At 60.1% G+C, this 17,237-nt stretch carries 13 protein-coding genes; 8 read left to right on the forward strand and 5 right to left on the reverse strand.

Translation table 11 applies throughout. The annotated features are described in order from the left end of the window. Positions 1–38: 38 nt before the first annotated feature. From LOY31_RS02290 to LOY31_RS02300, 3 genes are all read left to right on the forward strand, one after another. Positions 39–269, forward strand: coding sequence for a hypothetical protein (locus tag LOY31_RS02290; RefSeq protein ID WP_007952320.1), 231 nt, complete (start codon positions 39–41; stop codon positions 267–269). Next, positions 266–568 carry a cell division protein ZapA gene (locus LOY31_RS02295; RefSeq protein WP_007952314.1) on the forward strand — a complete coding sequence of 101 codons (303 nt, stop codon included), beginning with the start codon at positions 266–268 and terminating at the stop codon, positions 566–568. Before LOY31_RS02290 ends, LOY31_RS02295 begins: the two co-directional genes overlap by 4 nt. A 100-nt stretch (positions 569–668) precedes the next feature. Then, positions 669–2,606: a methyl-accepting chemotaxis protein gene (locus tag LOY31_RS02300; protein ID WP_085608449.1), complete on the forward strand. Its 1,938-nt coding sequence runs from the start codon at positions 669–671 to the stop codon at positions 2,604–2,606. A gap of 122 nt (positions 2,607–2,728) precedes the next feature. On the opposite strand, the gene LOY31_RS02305 is transcribed toward LOY31_RS02300, so the two are convergent. Both LOY31_RS02305 and putA read right to left on the reverse strand, forming a co-directional pair. Further along, a complete protein-coding gene (locus LOY31_RS02305) occupies positions 2,729–4,531 on the reverse strand; it encodes an acyl-CoA dehydrogenase (RefSeq protein ID WP_258712783.1) in 1,803 nt (600 codons plus the stop codon). Between the two features lie 278 nt (positions 4,532–4,809). Further along, complete coding sequence (putA, locus tag LOY31_RS02310) at positions 4,810–8,763, reverse strand: trifunctional transcriptional regulator/proline dehydrogenase/L-glutamate gamma-semialdehyde dehydrogenase (RefSeq protein ID WP_258712784.1); 3,954 nt, start codon at positions 8,761–8,763, stop codon at positions 4,810–4,812. Between the two features lie 457 nt (positions 8,764–9,220). Between putA and putP the strand changes: the two genes are divergently transcribed. The 4 genes from putP to LOY31_RS02330 all read left to right on the forward strand — a co-directional run bounded on the left by putP (position 9,221) and on the right by LOY31_RS02330 (position 14,298). Further along, positions 9,221–10,705 carry a sodium/proline symporter PutP gene (putP, locus tag LOY31_RS02315; RefSeq protein WP_258712785.1) on the forward strand — a complete coding sequence of 495 codons (1,485 nt, stop codon included), beginning with the start codon at positions 9,221–9,223 and terminating at the stop codon, positions 10,703–10,705. Between the two features lie 228 nt (positions 10,706–10,933). Beyond that, positions 10,934–12,949, forward strand: a complete 2,016-nt coding sequence (locus LOY31_RS02320; RefSeq protein WP_221533682.1) for a type VI secretion system tip protein VgrG — start codon at positions 10,934–10,936, stop codon at positions 12,947–12,949. After that, on the forward strand, positions 12,939–13,646 hold the full coding sequence (locus LOY31_RS02325; protein ID WP_221533683.1) for a DUF4123 domain-containing protein: 708 nt from the start codon (positions 12,939–12,941) through the stop codon (positions 13,644–13,646). The genes LOY31_RS02320 and LOY31_RS02325 overlap by 11 nt, the downstream gene beginning before the upstream one ends. A gap of 331 nt (positions 13,647–13,977) precedes the next feature. Next, complete coding sequence (locus LOY31_RS02330) at positions 13,978–14,298, forward strand: hypothetical protein (protein WP_085608455.1); 321 nt, start codon at positions 13,978–13,980, stop codon at positions 14,296–14,298. Between the two features lie 221 nt (positions 14,299–14,519). Here LOY31_RS02330 and LOY31_RS02335 read toward each other — a convergent pair whose 3' ends face one another. The 3 genes from LOY31_RS02335 to LOY31_RS02345 are packed head-to-tail and all read right to left on the reverse strand — an operon-like array spanning position 14,520 to position 16,089. Beyond that, a complete protein-coding gene (locus tag LOY31_RS02335; RefSeq protein ID WP_127796709.1) occupies positions 14,520–14,936 on the reverse strand; it encodes a hypothetical protein in 417 nt (138 codons plus the stop codon). Beyond that, on the reverse strand, positions 14,933–15,505 hold the full coding sequence (locus LOY31_RS02340) for a type VI secretion system amidase effector protein Tae4 (RefSeq protein WP_127796710.1): 573 nt from the start codon (positions 15,503–15,505) through the stop codon (positions 14,933–14,935). The genes LOY31_RS02335 and LOY31_RS02340 overlap by 4 nt, the downstream gene beginning before the upstream one ends. Then, positions 15,505–16,089, reverse strand: coding sequence for a PAAR domain-containing protein (locus LOY31_RS02345; RefSeq protein ID WP_127796711.1), 585 nt, complete (start codon positions 16,087–16,089; stop codon positions 15,505–15,507). The genes LOY31_RS02340 and LOY31_RS02345 overlap by 1 nt, the downstream gene beginning before the upstream one ends. Positions 16,090–16,321: 232 nt before the next feature. On the opposite strand from LOY31_RS02345, the gene LOY31_RS02350 reads away from it, so the two are divergent. Continuing rightward, positions 16,322–17,161 (forward strand): 23S rRNA (adenine(2030)-N(6))-methyltransferase RlmJ, encoded by an 840-nt coding sequence (locus LOY31_RS02350; RefSeq protein WP_007952304.1) that lies wholly within the window; start codon positions 16,322–16,324, stop codon positions 17,159–17,161. The last annotated feature ends 76 nt before the right edge of the window (positions 17,162–17,237 follow it).

Below are 17,237 nucleotides of genomic sequence, written 5' to 3' on the forward strand. Positions count from 1 at the left end.
ATCGTACGCGCCCTTTGAAAAAGCCCTGGAAGATCAAAATGTTGGAAGCATCCCTCAGCCAATTGGAACAGCTTGTCAGCGACCTGGTGCAACAGAACCAGACCCTGTCGGAAACCAACCAGACCCTGTCCACGGAACTGGCCCAGGCCAAGGATGAAAACGAAAGCCTGCAACTGAGCCTGATGGAACAGGAAGAAAAGCACGGCGCCACCGCCGCGCGCATCCAGGCCCTGGTTGATCGCGTCAACGCAGGCCCTGTCAGCGCATGAACCACGGCACAGCAGGGGTAAAAGTCATCTCCATCATGGGGGAGGACTATTCGATCAAGGCACCGGCCGGGGAAGAACAGACCCTGCTGGACGCCGCATTGATGCTCAAGGCCGCACTGGCCGACACCAAGCGCAAATACCCGACGCTGATCGGCGACCGCCTGCTGGTGCTCGCGGCGATGAATCTGTGCTCGCAGCAGATTGAAATGAAGAAACAGCATCAGGAAGAACTCGAGCGTTACCAAGAGCAAGTCAGCGCCACGGTCGAGACCATCGCCAAGACCATCAATCAGGGTTGATGGGGTTGCGCACAACCAAAGAATAAGATTGTCGATTGCGTTGTATACAATCGGCACGGCTGTTGCAGTGTTTCAGCCTCTTATTCTTTGGGGGTGCTCCATGCAGTTCTGGCGTCGCAGTATTCAATGGCAGCTGATCCTCGGTATGGGCACCGCCCTGCTGGTCAGCATTCTGATCGTGGTTGGCATTTATACCCTGGTGGTCAACCGCCTCGCCCAGAGCTATCTGGTCGAACAGGCGCTGCCGTCGAGCATCGAAGCGACGCGCAACGACATCGAACGAATCCTCGTTCAACCCCTCACCGCCGCCAAGGACATCGCCAGTAACACGATGGTCCGCGACTGGCTGGCCAATGGTGAAGACTCCGCCAAAACGGCGGGCTTTGCGCAGTATCTGGAAGGCATCCGCGCCGAACACAAGGCGTTTACCGCGCTGATCATCGGCACCGAATCCAATCATTACATCACCGAAAAAGGCCTGGATCGCACCCTCAGCCGATCCAAACCGGCCGATGCGTGGTTTTACTCTTTCCTCGACAGCAACCAGCCGCGAACCCTGAACATCGACAACGACGGGGCGACCGGAGAGCTGGCGCTGTTCATCGATTTGAAGGTCGAGCAGGCCGGCAAAGTGGTCGGTGTCGCGGGGCTCGGGTTGAGCATGAAAGAGCTGTCGGAGCTGATCCACAACTTCAGCTTCGGCGAGCGCGGGAAGGTCTATCTCGTGCGTTCCGACGGTTTGATCCAGGTCCATCCCGAGGCGCAGTTCAGCGGCAAGCGCACCTTGAGCGAGCAGATCGGTGGCTCGGCAGCACAAGCGGTCATGGGCCATAAAGTGGCAACCAACAGCAGCTTCCAGCGCGATGGCGAAGACTTCCTCGCCTTCAGCCTGCCTTTGCGCGACCTCGGCTGGACCCTGGTGGCCGAAGTGCCACAGTCGCAGATCTACGCCGAAGCCCGCCGGGCGATGTGGATGAGCAGCGGCATCGGTCTGGCGGTGGCACTGGTTTGCCTGGCGCTGGTGATCTGGCTGGCTCAGGGATTGGTGCGACCGATTCGTCAGGTAACAGCTGCGCTGGTAGCAATCGGTAGCGGTGGTGGAGATTTGACCCATCGGTTAGATTCCAGCCGCGCGGATGAGTTGGGCGACCTCGCTCGGGGCTTCAACCGTTTCCTTGATAGCCAGCGCGGAATGATCGGCGAAGTGCTGACCACCAGCGAGCGTCTGCGTGTTGCCGTCGGCCAGGTGGCCCGGGTTGTGGATAACACCGCCGAGCGCTCAGGTCGTCAGCAGGAAATGACCGACATGGTCGCCACCGCCGTCCACGAAATGGGCCTGACCGTGCAGGAAATCGCCCAGAACGCCGGCAATGCCGCGCTCGCCTCACAAACCGCTCGTGATGAAGCGATGCAGGCGCGGGAAGTGGTCGGGGGCTCGATTCGCCATATAGAAAGCATGTCCGATGAAATCGGCGTCGCGGCGGGCGCGGTGGGTGAGCTAGCGCATCAGGTGGCGTCGATCGATCAGGTGCTGGCGGTGATTCGCGGGGTGTCCGAGCAGACCAACCTTTTGGCGTTGAACGCGGCGATCGAAGCGGCGCGGGCCGGGGACATGGGGCGTGGTTTTGCGGTGGTGGCGGATGAAGTGCGGACATTGGCGCGACGGACTCAGGCGTCTACCGACGAGATCCAGCAGATGATCGGCAGCCTCAAGCAGGGGGCGGAGAATGCGGTTTCATCGATGCGCACCGGGCAGGCCGCGACGGGGACTGGTGTTGAATCGAGTCAGCGTACCGGGGCTTCTTTGACTGCGATTACCGGGCAGGTCGAGCGCATCAGTGACATGAACCACCAGGTGGCGACGGCGACTGAGGAACAGTCGGCGGTGACCGAGGAGATCAACCGCAACGTGCAGGGGATTTCCGATCTGGCCCGGGCGACGGCGGGGGAGGTTCGGGCTTGTCGTGAGGATTGTCAGATGTTGCAGCGGTTGGCGGATGATCTGGCGCGGCAGATGGGTGGGTTCAAACTATCTTGATTGATCGTTCCCACGCTCTGCGTGGGAATGCAGCCCCGGACGCTCCGCGTCCTCTCAAGATCGTGACGCAGAGCGTCACAGGAGGCATTCCCACGCGGAGCGTGGGAACGATCACCGTGGGATCAGAACCACGCATCCTGCATTGCCAGACACGTATCATCCCGCGCCTCCAGCAACGTCAGCTCATGTTGGCACCCCGGCACTTCCCACGTCAGAAAATACCGCGCCGCCTGCAACTTGCCCTTATAGAAGTCGGCATCCGCCGCATTCCCCTTGGCCAACCCTTCCTCGGCTCGAATCGCCTGCTCCAGCCAGCGCCAGCCAATCACCGCGTGCCCGAACACCTTCAGGTACAACGCCGAGTTCGCCAGGCTGCTGTTGACCTTGCCCTGAGCCAGATCCGTCAGCAGACCGATGGTCACCGTCTGTAAGCGCGCCACCAGTTTCTCCAGCGGCTCACGCAATTCAGTCAACGATTCGTACGCCACCGCGCGCTCGGCGGTGTCGGCAATCAGGCGAATCAGTTGCTTGAGCCCGGCGCCACCGTTCTGCGCCAGTTTGCGCCCGAGTAAGTCCAGCGACTGAATGCCGTGGGTGCCTTCGTGGATCGGGTTCAGACGGTTGTCGCGGTAATACTGCTCCACCGGGTATTCGCGGGTGTAGCCGTGGCCACCGAGAATCTGGATCGCCAGTTCGTTGGCTTTCAGGCAGAACTCCGACGGCCAGGATTTGACGATCGGCGTCAGCAAATCCAGCAGTTCATGCGCTTGTTTGCGTTCGGCCTCGGTTTCCAGCGTGGTGGTGTCATCGAACAGCCGTGCCGCATACAGACCGAGATCGAAAGCACCTTCGACGTAGGATTTCTGCGTCAGCAGCATGCGTCTGACATCGGCGTGCTGAATGATCGCCACCGGCGCCGTCGTCGGGTCCTTGCTGTCCGGCACCCGGCCCTGCGGACGTTCGCGAGCGTATTCCAGCGAGTACAGATAACCGGCATAACCAAGCATCACCGCGCCCATGCCGACGCCGATCCGCGCCTCGTTCATCATCTGGAACATATAGCTCAAGCCGTGATGCGGCTTGCCTACCAGATAGCCGACGCACTCGCCGTTATCGCCGAAGTTCAGCGCCGTGGACGTCGTGCCGCGCCAGCCCATCTTGTGGAACAGCCCGGCCAGCAACACGTCGTTGCGCTTGCCCAGACTGCCGTCATCGTTGACCAGAAACTTCGGCACGATAAACAGCGAAATCCCCTTCACCCCGGCCGGAGCGTCCGGCAGCTTGGCCAGCACCATGTGCACGATGTTTTCCGAGAGCGGGTGATCGCCGCCGGAAATGAAAATCTTGTTGCCCTTGAGGCGGTAAGTGCCGTCGGACGCAGGCTCTGCGCGTGTACGAATATCCGACAGTGACGAGCCGGCATGGGGTTCGGTCAGGGCCATGGTGCCGAAGAAGCGGCCGTCGATCATCGGTTGCAGGAAGCGCTGCTTCTGCTCTTCGGTGCCGAAACTTTCGATCAGGTTGGCGGCGCCCATGGTCAGGAACGGGTATGAGGTCGACGCCGCGTTGGCTGACTGGAAGTGGGCGAAGCAGGCCTGGGACAACAGTGTAGGAAGTTGCATGCCGCCGGCGTCGAAACTGCGCGCCGCGTTGAGGAATCCGGCTTCGAGGAAGGCATCCACCGCCGGTTTCACTTCGGGAATCAGAATCGCCTGACCGTTCTCGTAGCGCGGCTCGTTCTCGTCGCCCTTGCGGTTGTGCGGTGCGAAGTACTTTTCGGCGATGTTGCGCGCCGTGCCAATGGCAGCATCGAAGGTTTCGCGGTTGTGCTCGGCAAACCGCTCGCGCCGGGTCAGGCCCTCGGCATCGAGGACTTCGTACAGCTCGAAAGCCAGATTGCGGGAACTGAGCAGCGTCTCGGACATGGCGGCCTACCTTTTTTTGGAATGGGCCGAGTCTAGGCGTGCGAATAAAGGCTGAACAGGAAGATTGATAACGGTGATGGAGAGGCCAAAAAAATGGGCGCCGGTGAGGGCGCCCATTTCTATGTTCCTGTGCTGATCGTTCCCACGCTCTGCGTGGGAATGCCTCAAGGGACGCTCCGCGTTCCAGCCGCGCTGCCAACTTCAAGTCTGGCACCGATGGGACGCGGAGCGTCCCGGGCTGCATTCCCACGCGGAGCGTGGGAACGATCGCGCGGGGTTTAGCCGATGGTCATCAGGCTGGCGTTACCGCCCGCTGCCGCAGTGTTGACGCTCAGCGCGCGCTCGATCACCAAGCGCTCCAGCGCAATGTTGGTCTCGCCCTGGGACAGGCCCTGAACTCCAACGATGGCGCCGGCACGCTTGGCGATCTGCTGGCAGACCGCACGCAACTGGTCGGAATGGCCGTGATGCAGAACCGCATCGAACACCACGTCATCCTTGTTCCAGTCGGAAACCAGCTTGATCCGCGCCTGAATCTCCTTCGGCAGGCGTGCGAACAATGCCTTGCTGGTGTCGGATTCCGGCCAGACCGCCGAACCGCCCACCGCCAATACCGCCGCGAGCTGGGTCAGCAGATCACCTTCGATGTCCGCCAGGCACAGCACGTGCTCGCGCGGCAGGATCGCGTAGCTGTTCTTCTCGCCGGTCGGGCCGGCCAGCACGCGGGTGATACCGCTTTGCGACTGGGCCGCGTACTGCACGCACAAAGTGCTCAGGTCGGCGAACTTGTTGCTGTCGGCCCAGGCTTTCAGGGCGGTCAGCGGTTTGCTCATGGCGTCGCGCAGACGAACGTCCGGTGCCACGGCAGCATCACCGCGAGCGAAGGACTGTTCGATGGCATCGGTAGGACGCGTCGACAGCAGACGGTACAGGTACAGCGGGCCACCGGCCTTCGGACCGGTACCCGACAGGCCTTCGCCACCGAACGGCTGGACGCCGACCACGGCACCCACGATGTTGCGGTTGACGTAGACGTTACCGGCGTTGACGTTGTCGATCACCTTGGCGATGGTCTCGTCGATGCGGGTGTGCACGCCGAGGGTCAGGCCGTAACCGGAGGCGTTGATCTGGGCGATCAACTGGTCGATCTCTTTACGCTTGTAGCGCACCACGTGCAGCACCGGGCCGAAGATCTCGCGTTGCAGCTCGTCGAAGCTTTCCAGTTCGATCAGGGTCGGCATGACGAAGGTGCCGCGTTTGACTTCCTCGGTATCGGCGATGGCCACCTGGTACACGTTGCGACCTTTGTCGCGCATGCCCTGGATGTGCTTCTCGATACCGGCCTTGGCTTCGGCGTCGATCACCGGGCCGATGTCCACGGACAGGCGCTCCGGGTTGCCGAGACGGCTTTCAGCCATCGCACCTTTGAGCATTTCGATGACGCGATCTGCGGAATCCTCCTGCAAGCACAGGACGCGCAGGGCCGAGCAGCGCTGGCCGGCGCTGTCGAAGGCCGACGACACCACGTCGATCACCACCTGTTCGGTCAGTGCCGAAGAGTCGACGATCATCGCGTTCTGGCCGCCGGTTTCGGCGATCAGCGGAATCGGGCGGCCCTGGTTGTCGAGGCGACCGGCGATGTTGCGTTGCAGCAGACGCGCGACTTCAGTGGAGCCGGTGAACATCACGCCTTTGACGCGCTCATCGCCCACCAGGCCGGCGCCGACGGTTTCACCGCGACCCGGCAGCAGTTGCAGCACGCCTTCCGGAATTCCGGCTTCGAGCATCAGGCGCACGGCTTGTGCGGCGACCAGCGGAGTCTGTTCGGCCGGTTTGGCCAGCACCGGGTTACCGGCGGCCAGTGCGGCGGCGACTTGACCGCTGAAGATCGCCAGCGGGAAGTTCCACGGGCTGATGCAGACCACCGGGCCCAGTGGGCGGTGGGCGTCGTTGCTGAAATCGTTGCGTGCCTGCACTGCGTAATAACGCAGGAAGTCGACGGCTTCGCGGACTTCGGCGATGGCGTTGGCGAAAGTCTTGCCGGCCTCGCGGGCCAGCAGGCCCATCAGCGGCTGGATCTCGCCTTCCATCAAATCAGCGGCACGTTCCAGAATCGCGGCACGTTCGGCCGGCGGGGTGGCCTGCCAGATCGGAGCGGCGTTCAGGGCGCATTGAATGGCGTTGTCGACGTCTTCGACGGTGGCTTCCTGCACGTGGCCGACCACGTCACGCAGATCGGACGGGTTCAGCACCGGTGCCGGCGCTTCGTTGCTGGAGGCGCAACCGAGTATCGGCGCGGCTTTCCAGTTGTTGTGCGCGGTGGCCAGCAGGGCGCAGGACAGCGAGGCCAGACGATGTTCGTTGGCCATGTCGATGCCGCTGGAGTTGGCGCGCTCGGATCCATACAGATCACGCGGCAGCGGAATGCGCGGGTGCGGCAGGCCGAAACCACCTTCCACGGTCGCCATCTGCTCGATCTGCGCAACTGGATCAGCCACCAGTTCCTGGATCGAAATCGACTGGTCGGCGATGCGGTTGACGAACGAAGTGTTAGCGCCGTTTTCCAGCAGACGACGTACGAGGTACGCCAGCAGGGTTTCGTGAGTGCCGACCGGAGCGTACACGCGGCACGGACGGTTCAGCTTGCCTTCGGAAACTTTGCCTACAACCTGCTCGTACAAAGGTTCGCCCATGCCGTGCAGGCACTGGAATTCGTACTGGCCCGGGTAATAGTTCTGACCGGCAATGTGATAAATCGCCGACAGGGTGTGGGCGTTGTGCGTGGCGAACTGCGGGTAGATGACTTCCGGTACCGACAGCAGTTTGCGGGCGCAGGCGATGTAGGAAACGTCGGTGTACACCTTGCGGGTGTAGACCGGATAGCCTTCCAGGCCTTCGACCTGGGCGCGCTTGATTTCGCTGTCCCAGTACGCGCCTTTCACCAGGCGGATCATCAGGCGATGACGGCTGCGGCGAGCCAGGTCGATCACGTAGTCGATCACGTACGGGCAACGCTTCTGGTAAGCCTGGATCACGAAACCGATGCCGTTCCAGCCAGTCAGTTGCGGTTCGAAGCACAGGCGCTCGAGCAGATCCAGCGACAGCTCCAGGCGGTCGGCTTCTTCGGCGTCGATGTTCAGGCCGATGTCGTATTGCTTGGCCAGCAGGGTCAGCGACAGCAGACGCGGGTACAGCTCATCCATCACGCGCTCGTACTGGGCGCGACTATAACGCGGGTGCAGGGCCGACAGTTTGATCGAGATGCCCGGGCCTTCATAAATCCCACGGCCGTGGGACGCTTTGCCGATCGAATGGATGGCTTGTTCGTACGAGGCCAGGTACTTCTGGGCGTCGTGTTCGGTCAGCGCCGCTTCACCGAGCATGTCGTAGGAATAACGGAAGCCCTTGGCTTCGAACTTGCTCGCGTTGGCCAGGGCTTCGGCGATGGTTTCGCCGGTCACGAACTGCTCGCCCATCAAGCGCATGGCCATGTCGACGCCCTTGCGGATCATCGGCTCGCCACTCTTGCCGATGATGCGGCTCAGGGACGAAGTCAGGCCGGCTTCGTTGTGGGTGGAGACCAGTTTGCCGGTCAGCAGCAGGCCCCAGGTCGCGGCGTTGACGAACAGCGACGGGCTGTTGCCCAGGTGCGGCTGCCAGTTGCCGGTGCTGATCTTGTCGCGGATCAGCGCATCGCGAGTGCCCTTGTCCGGGATACGCAGCAGCGCTTCGGCCAGGCACATCAGTGCCACGCCTTCCTGGGACGACAGGGAAAATTCCTGCAGCAGGCCCTGAACAATGCCTGCACGACCGCCGGCACTCTTCTGGTTACGCAGTTTTTCCGCGATGGTTGCGGCGAGTTTGTTGGTGGCTTCGGCCATCGGCGCCGGCAGGCGAGCCTGCTCGATCAGCATCGGCACGACTTCCGGCTCAGGGCGACGGTAAGCAGCGGTGATCGAGGCGCGCAGAACCGATTGCGGCAGGATGCTTTCGGCGAATTCAAGGAAGCATTGGTGAGCGTGATCGGTGTGGACTTCGCCCGCGTCGTCGGCGTCCTTGGCGGTCAAACCGTTCAGCTCGGTCAGGGTTGCACCACCCTCGAGTTTTTCCAGGTAATTGAAAATTGCCTGCTTGATCAGCCAGTGCGGTGTGCGATCAATCGAGGTCGCGGCGGCCTTCAGGCGCTCGCGGGTCGGGTCGTCAAGTTTGACCCCAAGGGTGGTGGTAGCCATATTTTTATCCTCATAGGTGCCGCAGTTGCGCGACAACAGCTGGCGGCAAGATTAGCCGCGAGCCGAAACAGGTGCAACCGGGTGCAACCCTTTTTTGTCGGAATATTCTGCAGCTCGTCAGGAAATAATTTCTGGTACGAAAGTGCCGCTCCTGCTTGGTGCTTTTGCTTCTAGCAAAGGCCCCTGACTGCGCTAAAAGGGAGCAAAAAACCGCCTTTTCGGGATAATTCCGATTAGGTGCAACTAATTCTCAAGAAACTGGTTGCACCTGTTTTAGTTTGTTGAATAGGATTCGCGCCCAAGGTGCAACCGGGGAAAACCCGGTGTACCGGCCAATGGCTTTCCTGGGGAAACATTGGTCATAAATGCGCGGCCGTGCGAATCGTCTGTCAGACCTCAGTCTGCAAACGGTGCAACCGCCGCCGCTACATAAAAACAAAGCCAGGGCACGTACGTAATGAGCGCAAGCAATCCAACCCTGATCACGTTCGTGATCTACATCGCAGCAATGGTGCTGATCGGCTTCATGGCCTATCGCTCCACCAACAACCTTTCCGACTATATTCTGGGCGGCCGCAGCCTGGGCAGCGTGGTGACCGCATTGTCCGCCGGCGCTTCCGACATGAGCGGCTGGTTGCTGATGGGCCTGCCGGGCGCCATCTACATGTCCGGCCTGTCCGAAAGCTGGATCGCCATCGGCCTGATCGTCGGTGCCTACCTGAACTGGCTGTTCGTCGCCGGTCGTCTGCGTGTTCAAACCGAGCACAACGGCGATGCGCTGACCCTGCCGGACTACTTCGCCAGCCGTTTTGAAGACAAAAGCGGCCTGCTGCGCATCATTTCGGCAGTCGTGATTCTGGTGTTCTTCACCATCTACTGCGCTTCCGGCATCGTTGCCGGTGCCCGTCTGTTCGAAAGCACCTTCGGCATGTCCTACGAGACAGCGCTGTGGGCCGGTGCTGCTGCGACAATTGCCTACACCTTCGTCGGCGGTTTCCTCGCGGTCAGCTGGACCGACACTGTGCAAGCCACCCTGATGATCTTCGCCCTGCTGCTGACGCCGATCATCGTGCTGCTGGCCACCGGCGGCGTCGATACCACGTTCCTGGCCATCGAAGCGCAAGATCCAAGCAACTTCGACATGCTGAAAAACACCACCTTCATCGGCATCATCTCGTTGATGGGCTGGGGCCTGGGCTACTTCGGCCAGCCGCACATCCTGGCGCGCTTCATGGCCGCTGACTCGGTGAAATCCATCGCCAACGCCCGTCGCATCTCCATGACCTGGATGATCCTGTGCCTGGGCGGCACCGTGGCCGTGGGCTTCTTCGGTATCGCTTACTTCTCGGCGCACCCGGAAGTCGCGGGTCCAGTGACCGAGAACCACGAGCGTGTGTTCATCGAACTGGCCAAGCTGCTGTTCAACCCGTGGATCGCCGGTGTGCTGCTGTCGGCCATTCTGGCTGCTGTTATGAGCACCCTGAGCTGCCAGTTACTGGTGTGCTCGAGCGCCCTGACCGAAGACTTCTACAAGACTTTCCTGCGTAAATCCGCTTCGCAAGTCGAGCTGGTATGGGTCGGTCGCGCCATGGTGTTGCTGGTTGCACTGATCGCTATCGCGATGGCCGCCAACCCGGACAACCGCGTGCTGGGTCTGGTGTCCTACGCCTGGGCCGGTTTCGGTGCAGCCTTCGGTCCGGTCGTGCTGATTTCGGTGATCTGGAAGAAGATGACCCGTGACGGCGCACTGGCCGGCATCCTGGTCGGCGCGATCACCGTGATCGTGTGGAAGCACTTCGAGCTGCTGGGTCTGTACGAAATCATCCCGGGCTTCATCTTCGCCAGCCTGGCAATCTACTTTGTCAGCCTGATGGGCCAGCCGAGCGCCGGCATGGTTCAGCGCTTCGAAGCAGCCGAGAAAGATTTCCGTCTGAACAAGTGATGGAAATGAGCTGAGGCTCACAAGAAAACGGCCCGTTTCCTACCCGGAAGCGGGCCGTTTTTTATTGCCTGCGATTTTTCTGAAGGAAAAGTCTGTAGTCGAATGCGCCGATTTTTGAAGGGGAGATCGTAGTTTCAAGTAGGGGAAATCTGATTTTTCAGTCACCCATCCTGCACCCCTTGCCCCTCATGCAGAATCGCCCGCCCTCAATCTGCAGAGAGACATCGGATGTTCGCGCCTGCCAATCAACCGCGTTTCACGTTGACCGTCGAAGGCGCCCAGTTTGACCTCAAAGTCCTTGAGTTCACGGGCAAGGAAGCCATCAGCCAACCCTTTCGCTTTGACCTGGAACTGGTCAGTGAACGGCCGGATCTGGATCTGGAAAGCCTGCTGCACTGTCAGGCGTTTCTGAGTTTTGATGAAGACGGTTCCGGTATCCACGGTCAGATCTATCGGGTCGGGCAGGGGGATTCCGGCAAGCGTCTGACTCGCTATCACGTCAGCCTCGTTCCGCGTCTGGCCTATCTGGGTCATCGGATCAACCAGCGAATTTTCCAGCACCAAAGCGTTCCGCAGATCGTGACGCAGATCCTCAAGGATCACGCGATCCTGCGCGACGCCTTCGAATTTCGCCTCGGCAGCGATTACCCGCCGCGTGAATACTGCGTGCAGTACGCCGAGAGCGATCTGGCGTTCATCCAGCGGCTGTGTGCCGAAGTCGGCATTCACTTCCACTTTCAGCACAGCCCGGACGGGCATCTGTTGGTGTTCGGTGACGATCAAACGGTGTTCCCGCGTCTGGCCGAGCCGACGCTGTACCTGCCGGGCAGCGGCATGGCTGCGGCGGCACCGGCGATCAAGCGCTTCACCGTTCGGGTGGAAACCCGCACCAGCGTGGTCACCCGACGTGATTACGACTTCAGCAAACCCCGGCTGGCGCTGCAAAGTCGCGCCGAAAGCGAACAGCGCCCGGTGCTGGAGGATTACCACTTTCCCGGCCAGTTCACCGAGCGCGAAACCGGCAAGCAACTGGCCCAGCGCACGCTTGAACGGCATGTCGCCGACTACCGTCAGGCCGAGGGGCGCAGCGATCAATCTGCTTTGGTCAGCGGACATTTCCTGCAACTGGCTGAGCATCCGCGCCAGGATTTGAATGACCTCTGGCTGCTTACGTCTATCGAGCACCATGGCCGACAGCCGCAAGTGCTGGAGGAATCGGTGACCAGCGATGGCGACGAATTCCGGGGTTACCGTAATACCTTTCTCGCCACGCCGTGGGACGTGTTCTTCCGCCCGCCGATGGGCCCGGAAAAACCACGGATGCTCGGTTATCAACCGGCCGTGGTTACCGGCCCGCAAGACAGTGAAATCCATTGCGACGAGTACGGCCGGGTCAAGGTGCAACTGGCCTGGGATCGCGACGGCGAACTCAACGAGCATTCCAGTTGCTGGCTGCGGGTCGCCAGCGGTTGGGCTCATGATCGTTATGGCAGCGTGCTGATTCCACGGGTCGGCATGGAAGTGCTGGTGGGGTTTATCGATTCGGATGCCGACAAACCTCTGGTCATGGGGTGCCTGCCGAACGCGGCGACGCCGGTGCCGCTGGACCTGCCGGCCGACAAGACCCGCAGTATTTTCCGCAGCCAGAGTAGTCCCGGCGGTGGGGGCTACAACGAATTGCGGATCGAAGATCGCAAAGGCGCCGAGGAAATCTACCTGCGGGCCCAGCGAAACTGGACGCAGCATGTGTTGAATGATCAGCAAGTTCAGGTCGACAACCAGCGCAGCGTCGTTGTCACGGGCCTCGCCAAGCATGAGCTGAAGGCCGATGAGCAGCACATCACCCACGGTCAGCGTCAGACCGAAGTGAAGCAGGACGACCACCTTACGGTGACCGGCGACCGGCACATCCGCGTAAGCAATCAGGCGATCAACGCCAGTGCTCAATTCCACGTCAGCGCCGGCCAGCAAGTGGTGATCGACGGCGGGGCGAGCGCGACGATTCAGGCGGGCGGGCAGTGGATCAACATTGGCCCCGGCGGGATCTTCAGCAGCGTGCCGATTGTGGTGGGTGGCGCGCCGATGGCGGCGATGAGCGCGGCGCCGACCGTGCCGGGGTTGCCGGAGAAACTGGTGGCTGCACCGGCTGCGATTCTGACTGCCGCGCAAATCATGAGCCTTAAAGGAGACGCACCGTTCTGCGAAGAATGCGAGCGCTGCAAGGACGGTGTCTGTGCAGCCTGAACAATGGTTGAAGGATGTGCCGCTGAAGCCGTCGGAGCAGGTGTTCGCGATTTTCAGTAGCGCCAGTGCGGTGGATCCGCTGAAGGTTTGGCCTCTGAGTGCGCAGTTGCCGAGTCCGGTCTGGGCGGAAACGATCTATGCCGAGTGGGATGCGGTGATGCCCTACGTGGGAATCGTCGACGCGGACAGTGAGTTTCTGGATTGGGTGGCGACCACGGAGTCTCGCGACTGGGGTTGGCTGGCGGTTTCTTCGGCGGGGCTTGAGGCGGTGGTCGAGCACTTTCGCAGTTTGACCCAGGTGCTGATGCCGGACGGGAAAGCGGTGTTCTTCCGGTTTTGGGATGGGCGGTTTTTGTTGCCGATCCTTGAGTCGCCCGAGGTGGATGCCGGTCAATTGCTGCCGGTCCTCACGCGAGGCTTGATCAACGGTCAGGCCGTCGAGATCGGGGGAAGGGCGCGGGTCTCGAATCGGGAATTTCCTTGGTGGTCGGTGCCGGAAAAGCTGCTGGCGCAGTTCGGCGGTGATGCCCGGATCAACAACGCCTTGCAGTGGTTGAGCGAGGAGCAGCCGGCGTTGTTCGAGGCATTTCCCGCCGATGTCTTGCGGTGCAAGGTTGTCAGGTTTTTTGCGGTTTCAGCGTCGGACGAATCGTCGGCTTCGGCGTTGCTGGACTACTTGCGGGACGAGTCAGAGTGAAATTTCCGGGCAAAGGCTTCGGACGTTTCCTGCGAGTTGCGGCGGTTTGCGTGAACTGGTGGGCGCGGTGGTGCGGGGATAGTCTTTGGCTGTCTCCGCAAGTGTGGAGACAGGGCGTAGGAGCCCTGATTTCAGAGCAGTGCATAAGCGTCGTTGCCAGATTTGCGGCAGTTTTCACGCGACCGTAAGATCCTTTGCGGCGGTTATGCGCGGGCACGCTTCGGCGTGGCTGAGTGCTCTGGTCTCAGTCCTCCTACCCCGCGCATGGCTGCCACCCAATCCTGTAGGAGGGAAATGGTGTGCGCCTCTTTCACTGCCAGAGGATTAAACAATGAGCACGCTTCATCCAGATCCACCCTACGAACCATTCATCCCTCACCCCAACAACCGCCTCATGGCGCTGACCAGCAACTGCAACGATATGCCCACGTTGTTCATCGACACCCATGCCCCACTCGACATCCTGATGGACGCCGCCAACTACCGCATCCGCGCCGTGATCCAGGTCCTGGAAAACATGTGCATGCGCGGTTCGGTCGAGTGCGACTCGGTCATCCTCAGCGACTTCGCCCAGCTCTGCGTGATTCCGCTGCGTGACGGCTGTGATGTCTTGGATGTGATTGGCAAGCGCCTACACGCCATACCGTCCTGACTCGATCGTTCCCACGCTCTGCGTGGGAATGCAGCCCGTGACGCTCAGCGTCACATGGGGTATCAGCCACAACTGCGGTGGACGCCTGGAACGCGGAGCGTCCCTGTAGGTATTCCCACGCGGAGCGTGGGAACGATCATTAGCAAGACCTCACTCTCAGCCCTTTCCAGAGATTCTTCCAGCATCGGTTTGAAAGGATCATTTAGTCAGGCGAGAAGATTTCAGTTTTGCAGATACTGATCCTGCGACTTGATGAAAGCGTCAAACTCTGGGGAGTTATAAATTTCCAGACAAGAATAGAACACTATGTTTTTACCAGTCTGTTTACTGGTTGAGGACGTTTTGAGGTATGCACCTGCCATGTATTTCTCAGTCTCAGCATACGGATCATGCGTGACCTCCAGCGTATCTTCATTCTGCAGTATCACGTGTTGCCCCTTACCCATGGCCGAGTAGGCGCCAATAGCGAGTCCAAGATCCGATTTTATGTCGGACTCAGACTTGAATTGATTCGATATGCAGTTGGCGAGACCGTAATTCTTCAGTGAGACTCTTGCACTGTTTACTGCAGCCTCACCTGAAAGGGCGCTTCCGGAAATACCCAGAATGCCTATTGCGACGAGTAGCTGGAATTTCATCCCTTTAACTCCCAGAAGTTGATTTTTTCCAGCTTTACGTCTGGCCGGTCATAGGTATGGCTATCGGGACGATGGTAGTCGCTGTTGTCTCCAGTGGCGCTACCATTCCATAAAGTCGCATGGCCCGTCGCATCGCTCCATCCCGTGATCTCCATGATAATGACGCCCTTCTTGCCATTGATGAAGTCTGCGTTGCTCAGCGTCAACTCGTGATCGGGAGCCCCCCAATTGTGTTTCAGGAAAGCCAGAAAGTCCGCGACTTTCATGATGTAGGGGAGCTGATCAGCGCCGGCCAGACGATAGATGGATTTGCTGGGAATGATCGTTCCTTTCGGGATTTTGTAACCGCCGTAGTTGAATCCTCTGCTTATCCTCAAAGCACAGGCGTTTGCATAGGCGTCCGGTTTTTCTGCTCTGGCAGCCTCGACATTGCCCCCGACAAGCGCATAAACATCTATTGAGCTTTTAAGGCCGACCTCTGCGTAGGCAGTCCACAGCGTGCTGAATTTTGGCCTTTTGACGACGATGTTGGAGCTCACGCCGCCTGAACTGATATTGACCTGGGCCATTAGATCTCTCCTTCCATATCAAATGCTTCCCCTTGAAAAGCATTCGGGATGATCGCGATTCCTTTCGCTCCGACAGTGCCCGACAACGTCTTTTCTGTCGCGCCACTGATCGTGACAGTTACCGTTTCACCGGGTGAATAGCCGGATGTTTTTACGTGAATATTGAGGTCGGTATAGAAACGCGACACAGAGTCCACGGGAGTTTGGCTTTCCCCGTACGAGAAGGTTATTCGTTGTATGGTTTTGGGCTTTGGAATAAGGCTGCTTATCGCAGAGAAGCTCGCAGCACTATGTTCACCGCCACCATAAACAGACGATTGACCGAACAAGAGCGTGTTGGATTTTGGTGGACAGCCGCAGGCGATGTAATCACCTTCGAGTGCGACCGGTCCGGCGGGTAATGTAACTGTTCGAGGGCCGACTGCCACAATAGGGCCTTTGCCTGCACTGCATGCCGGACAGCTGGCCATGTGGCCGATGGAGGATGTGCTTACGGCGTAATCAATGTTGATTCCGGCGTTCCCTTCCAGCACTGCGCCACCGGTTGAGGTCGGAGCGCCGATTCCGATCACCTTTCTTCCCATGTAAATGTCCCTCTTTACAGGTTTTAAGTGCGACCGATCTTCGCATTCCCTTTGTTCAAGAGATGAAGAGTATCTATGGCGAGTTGTTTCTTGATGTTGCTTTTGCCTTAGATCCCATCTATCTCAGGGGGCTCTCACGGATGTACCCGACAGCAAGACCACCCACTCAGCCCCCAACCCCTGACTTGCCGCCCGGTAAAAGGTAAACTTCACGGCCCTCGCAGGAGCAGCCATGAATTATCGTCACGCCTTCCATGCCGGCAATCACGCCGATGTGTTCAAACACCTGACCTTGACCCGCCTCATCGCCCTGATGTCGCGCAAGGAGCAGCCGTTTGCCTATCTCGACAGCCACGCCGGCATCGGTCTGTATGACCTGCAGGGCGATCAGGCCAACCGTACCGGCGAGTACCTGGAAGGCATCGCGCGCTTGTGGGATCAGCCGGATCTGCCCGCGCTGACCGCGGACTACATGAAAGTGCTGCACGAGATGAACCCGGATGGCCAGTTGCGCTATTACCCGGGCTCGCCGGAGCTGGCGCGGCGTCTGACCCGGCCGCAGGATCGGGTGATGCTCAACGAAAAGCACCCCGAAGACGGCGTCCTGCTCAAGGACAACATGGCCGGTGATCGTCGGGTGAAAGTGCATCTGGGCGAGGGCTGGCATGTGGCCCGTGCGATGTTGCCGGTGCAGGAGAAACGCGCGGTGATGCTGATTGATCCGCCGTTCGAACAGCTCGATGAAATGCAGCGCTGTGCGGCGTCGATGAAAGAGGCCATCGGCCGGATGCGTCAGACCGTGGCGGCGATATGGTATCCGGTGAAGGATCAGCGTGCGCTGCGTCGTTTCTATCAGGATCTGGCCGGCACCGGTGCGCCGAAGTTGCTGCGGGTCGAGCTGCTGGTGCATCCGCTGGACACGCCGAACAGCCTGAACGGCTCTGGCCTGGCGATTGCCAATCCGCCGTGGGGGCTGGAGGAAGAATTGCGTGAGCTGCTGCCGTGGCTGTCCAAGAAACTTGGGCAGACCCAGGGTGGGTGGCAGATGGATTGGTTGATCGCCGAGAGCTGATCAACCGTCAATGATCGTTCCCACGTCGAGGCGTCGAACCGTCAGCGTGGGAATGCCTCAATGGACGCTCTGCGTC

The organism is Pseudomonas sp. B21-021 (genome assembly GCF_024749205.1).
Lineage (GTDB): Bacteria > Pseudomonadota > Gammaproteobacteria > Pseudomonadales > Pseudomonadaceae > Aquipseudomonas > Aquipseudomonas paraglycinae.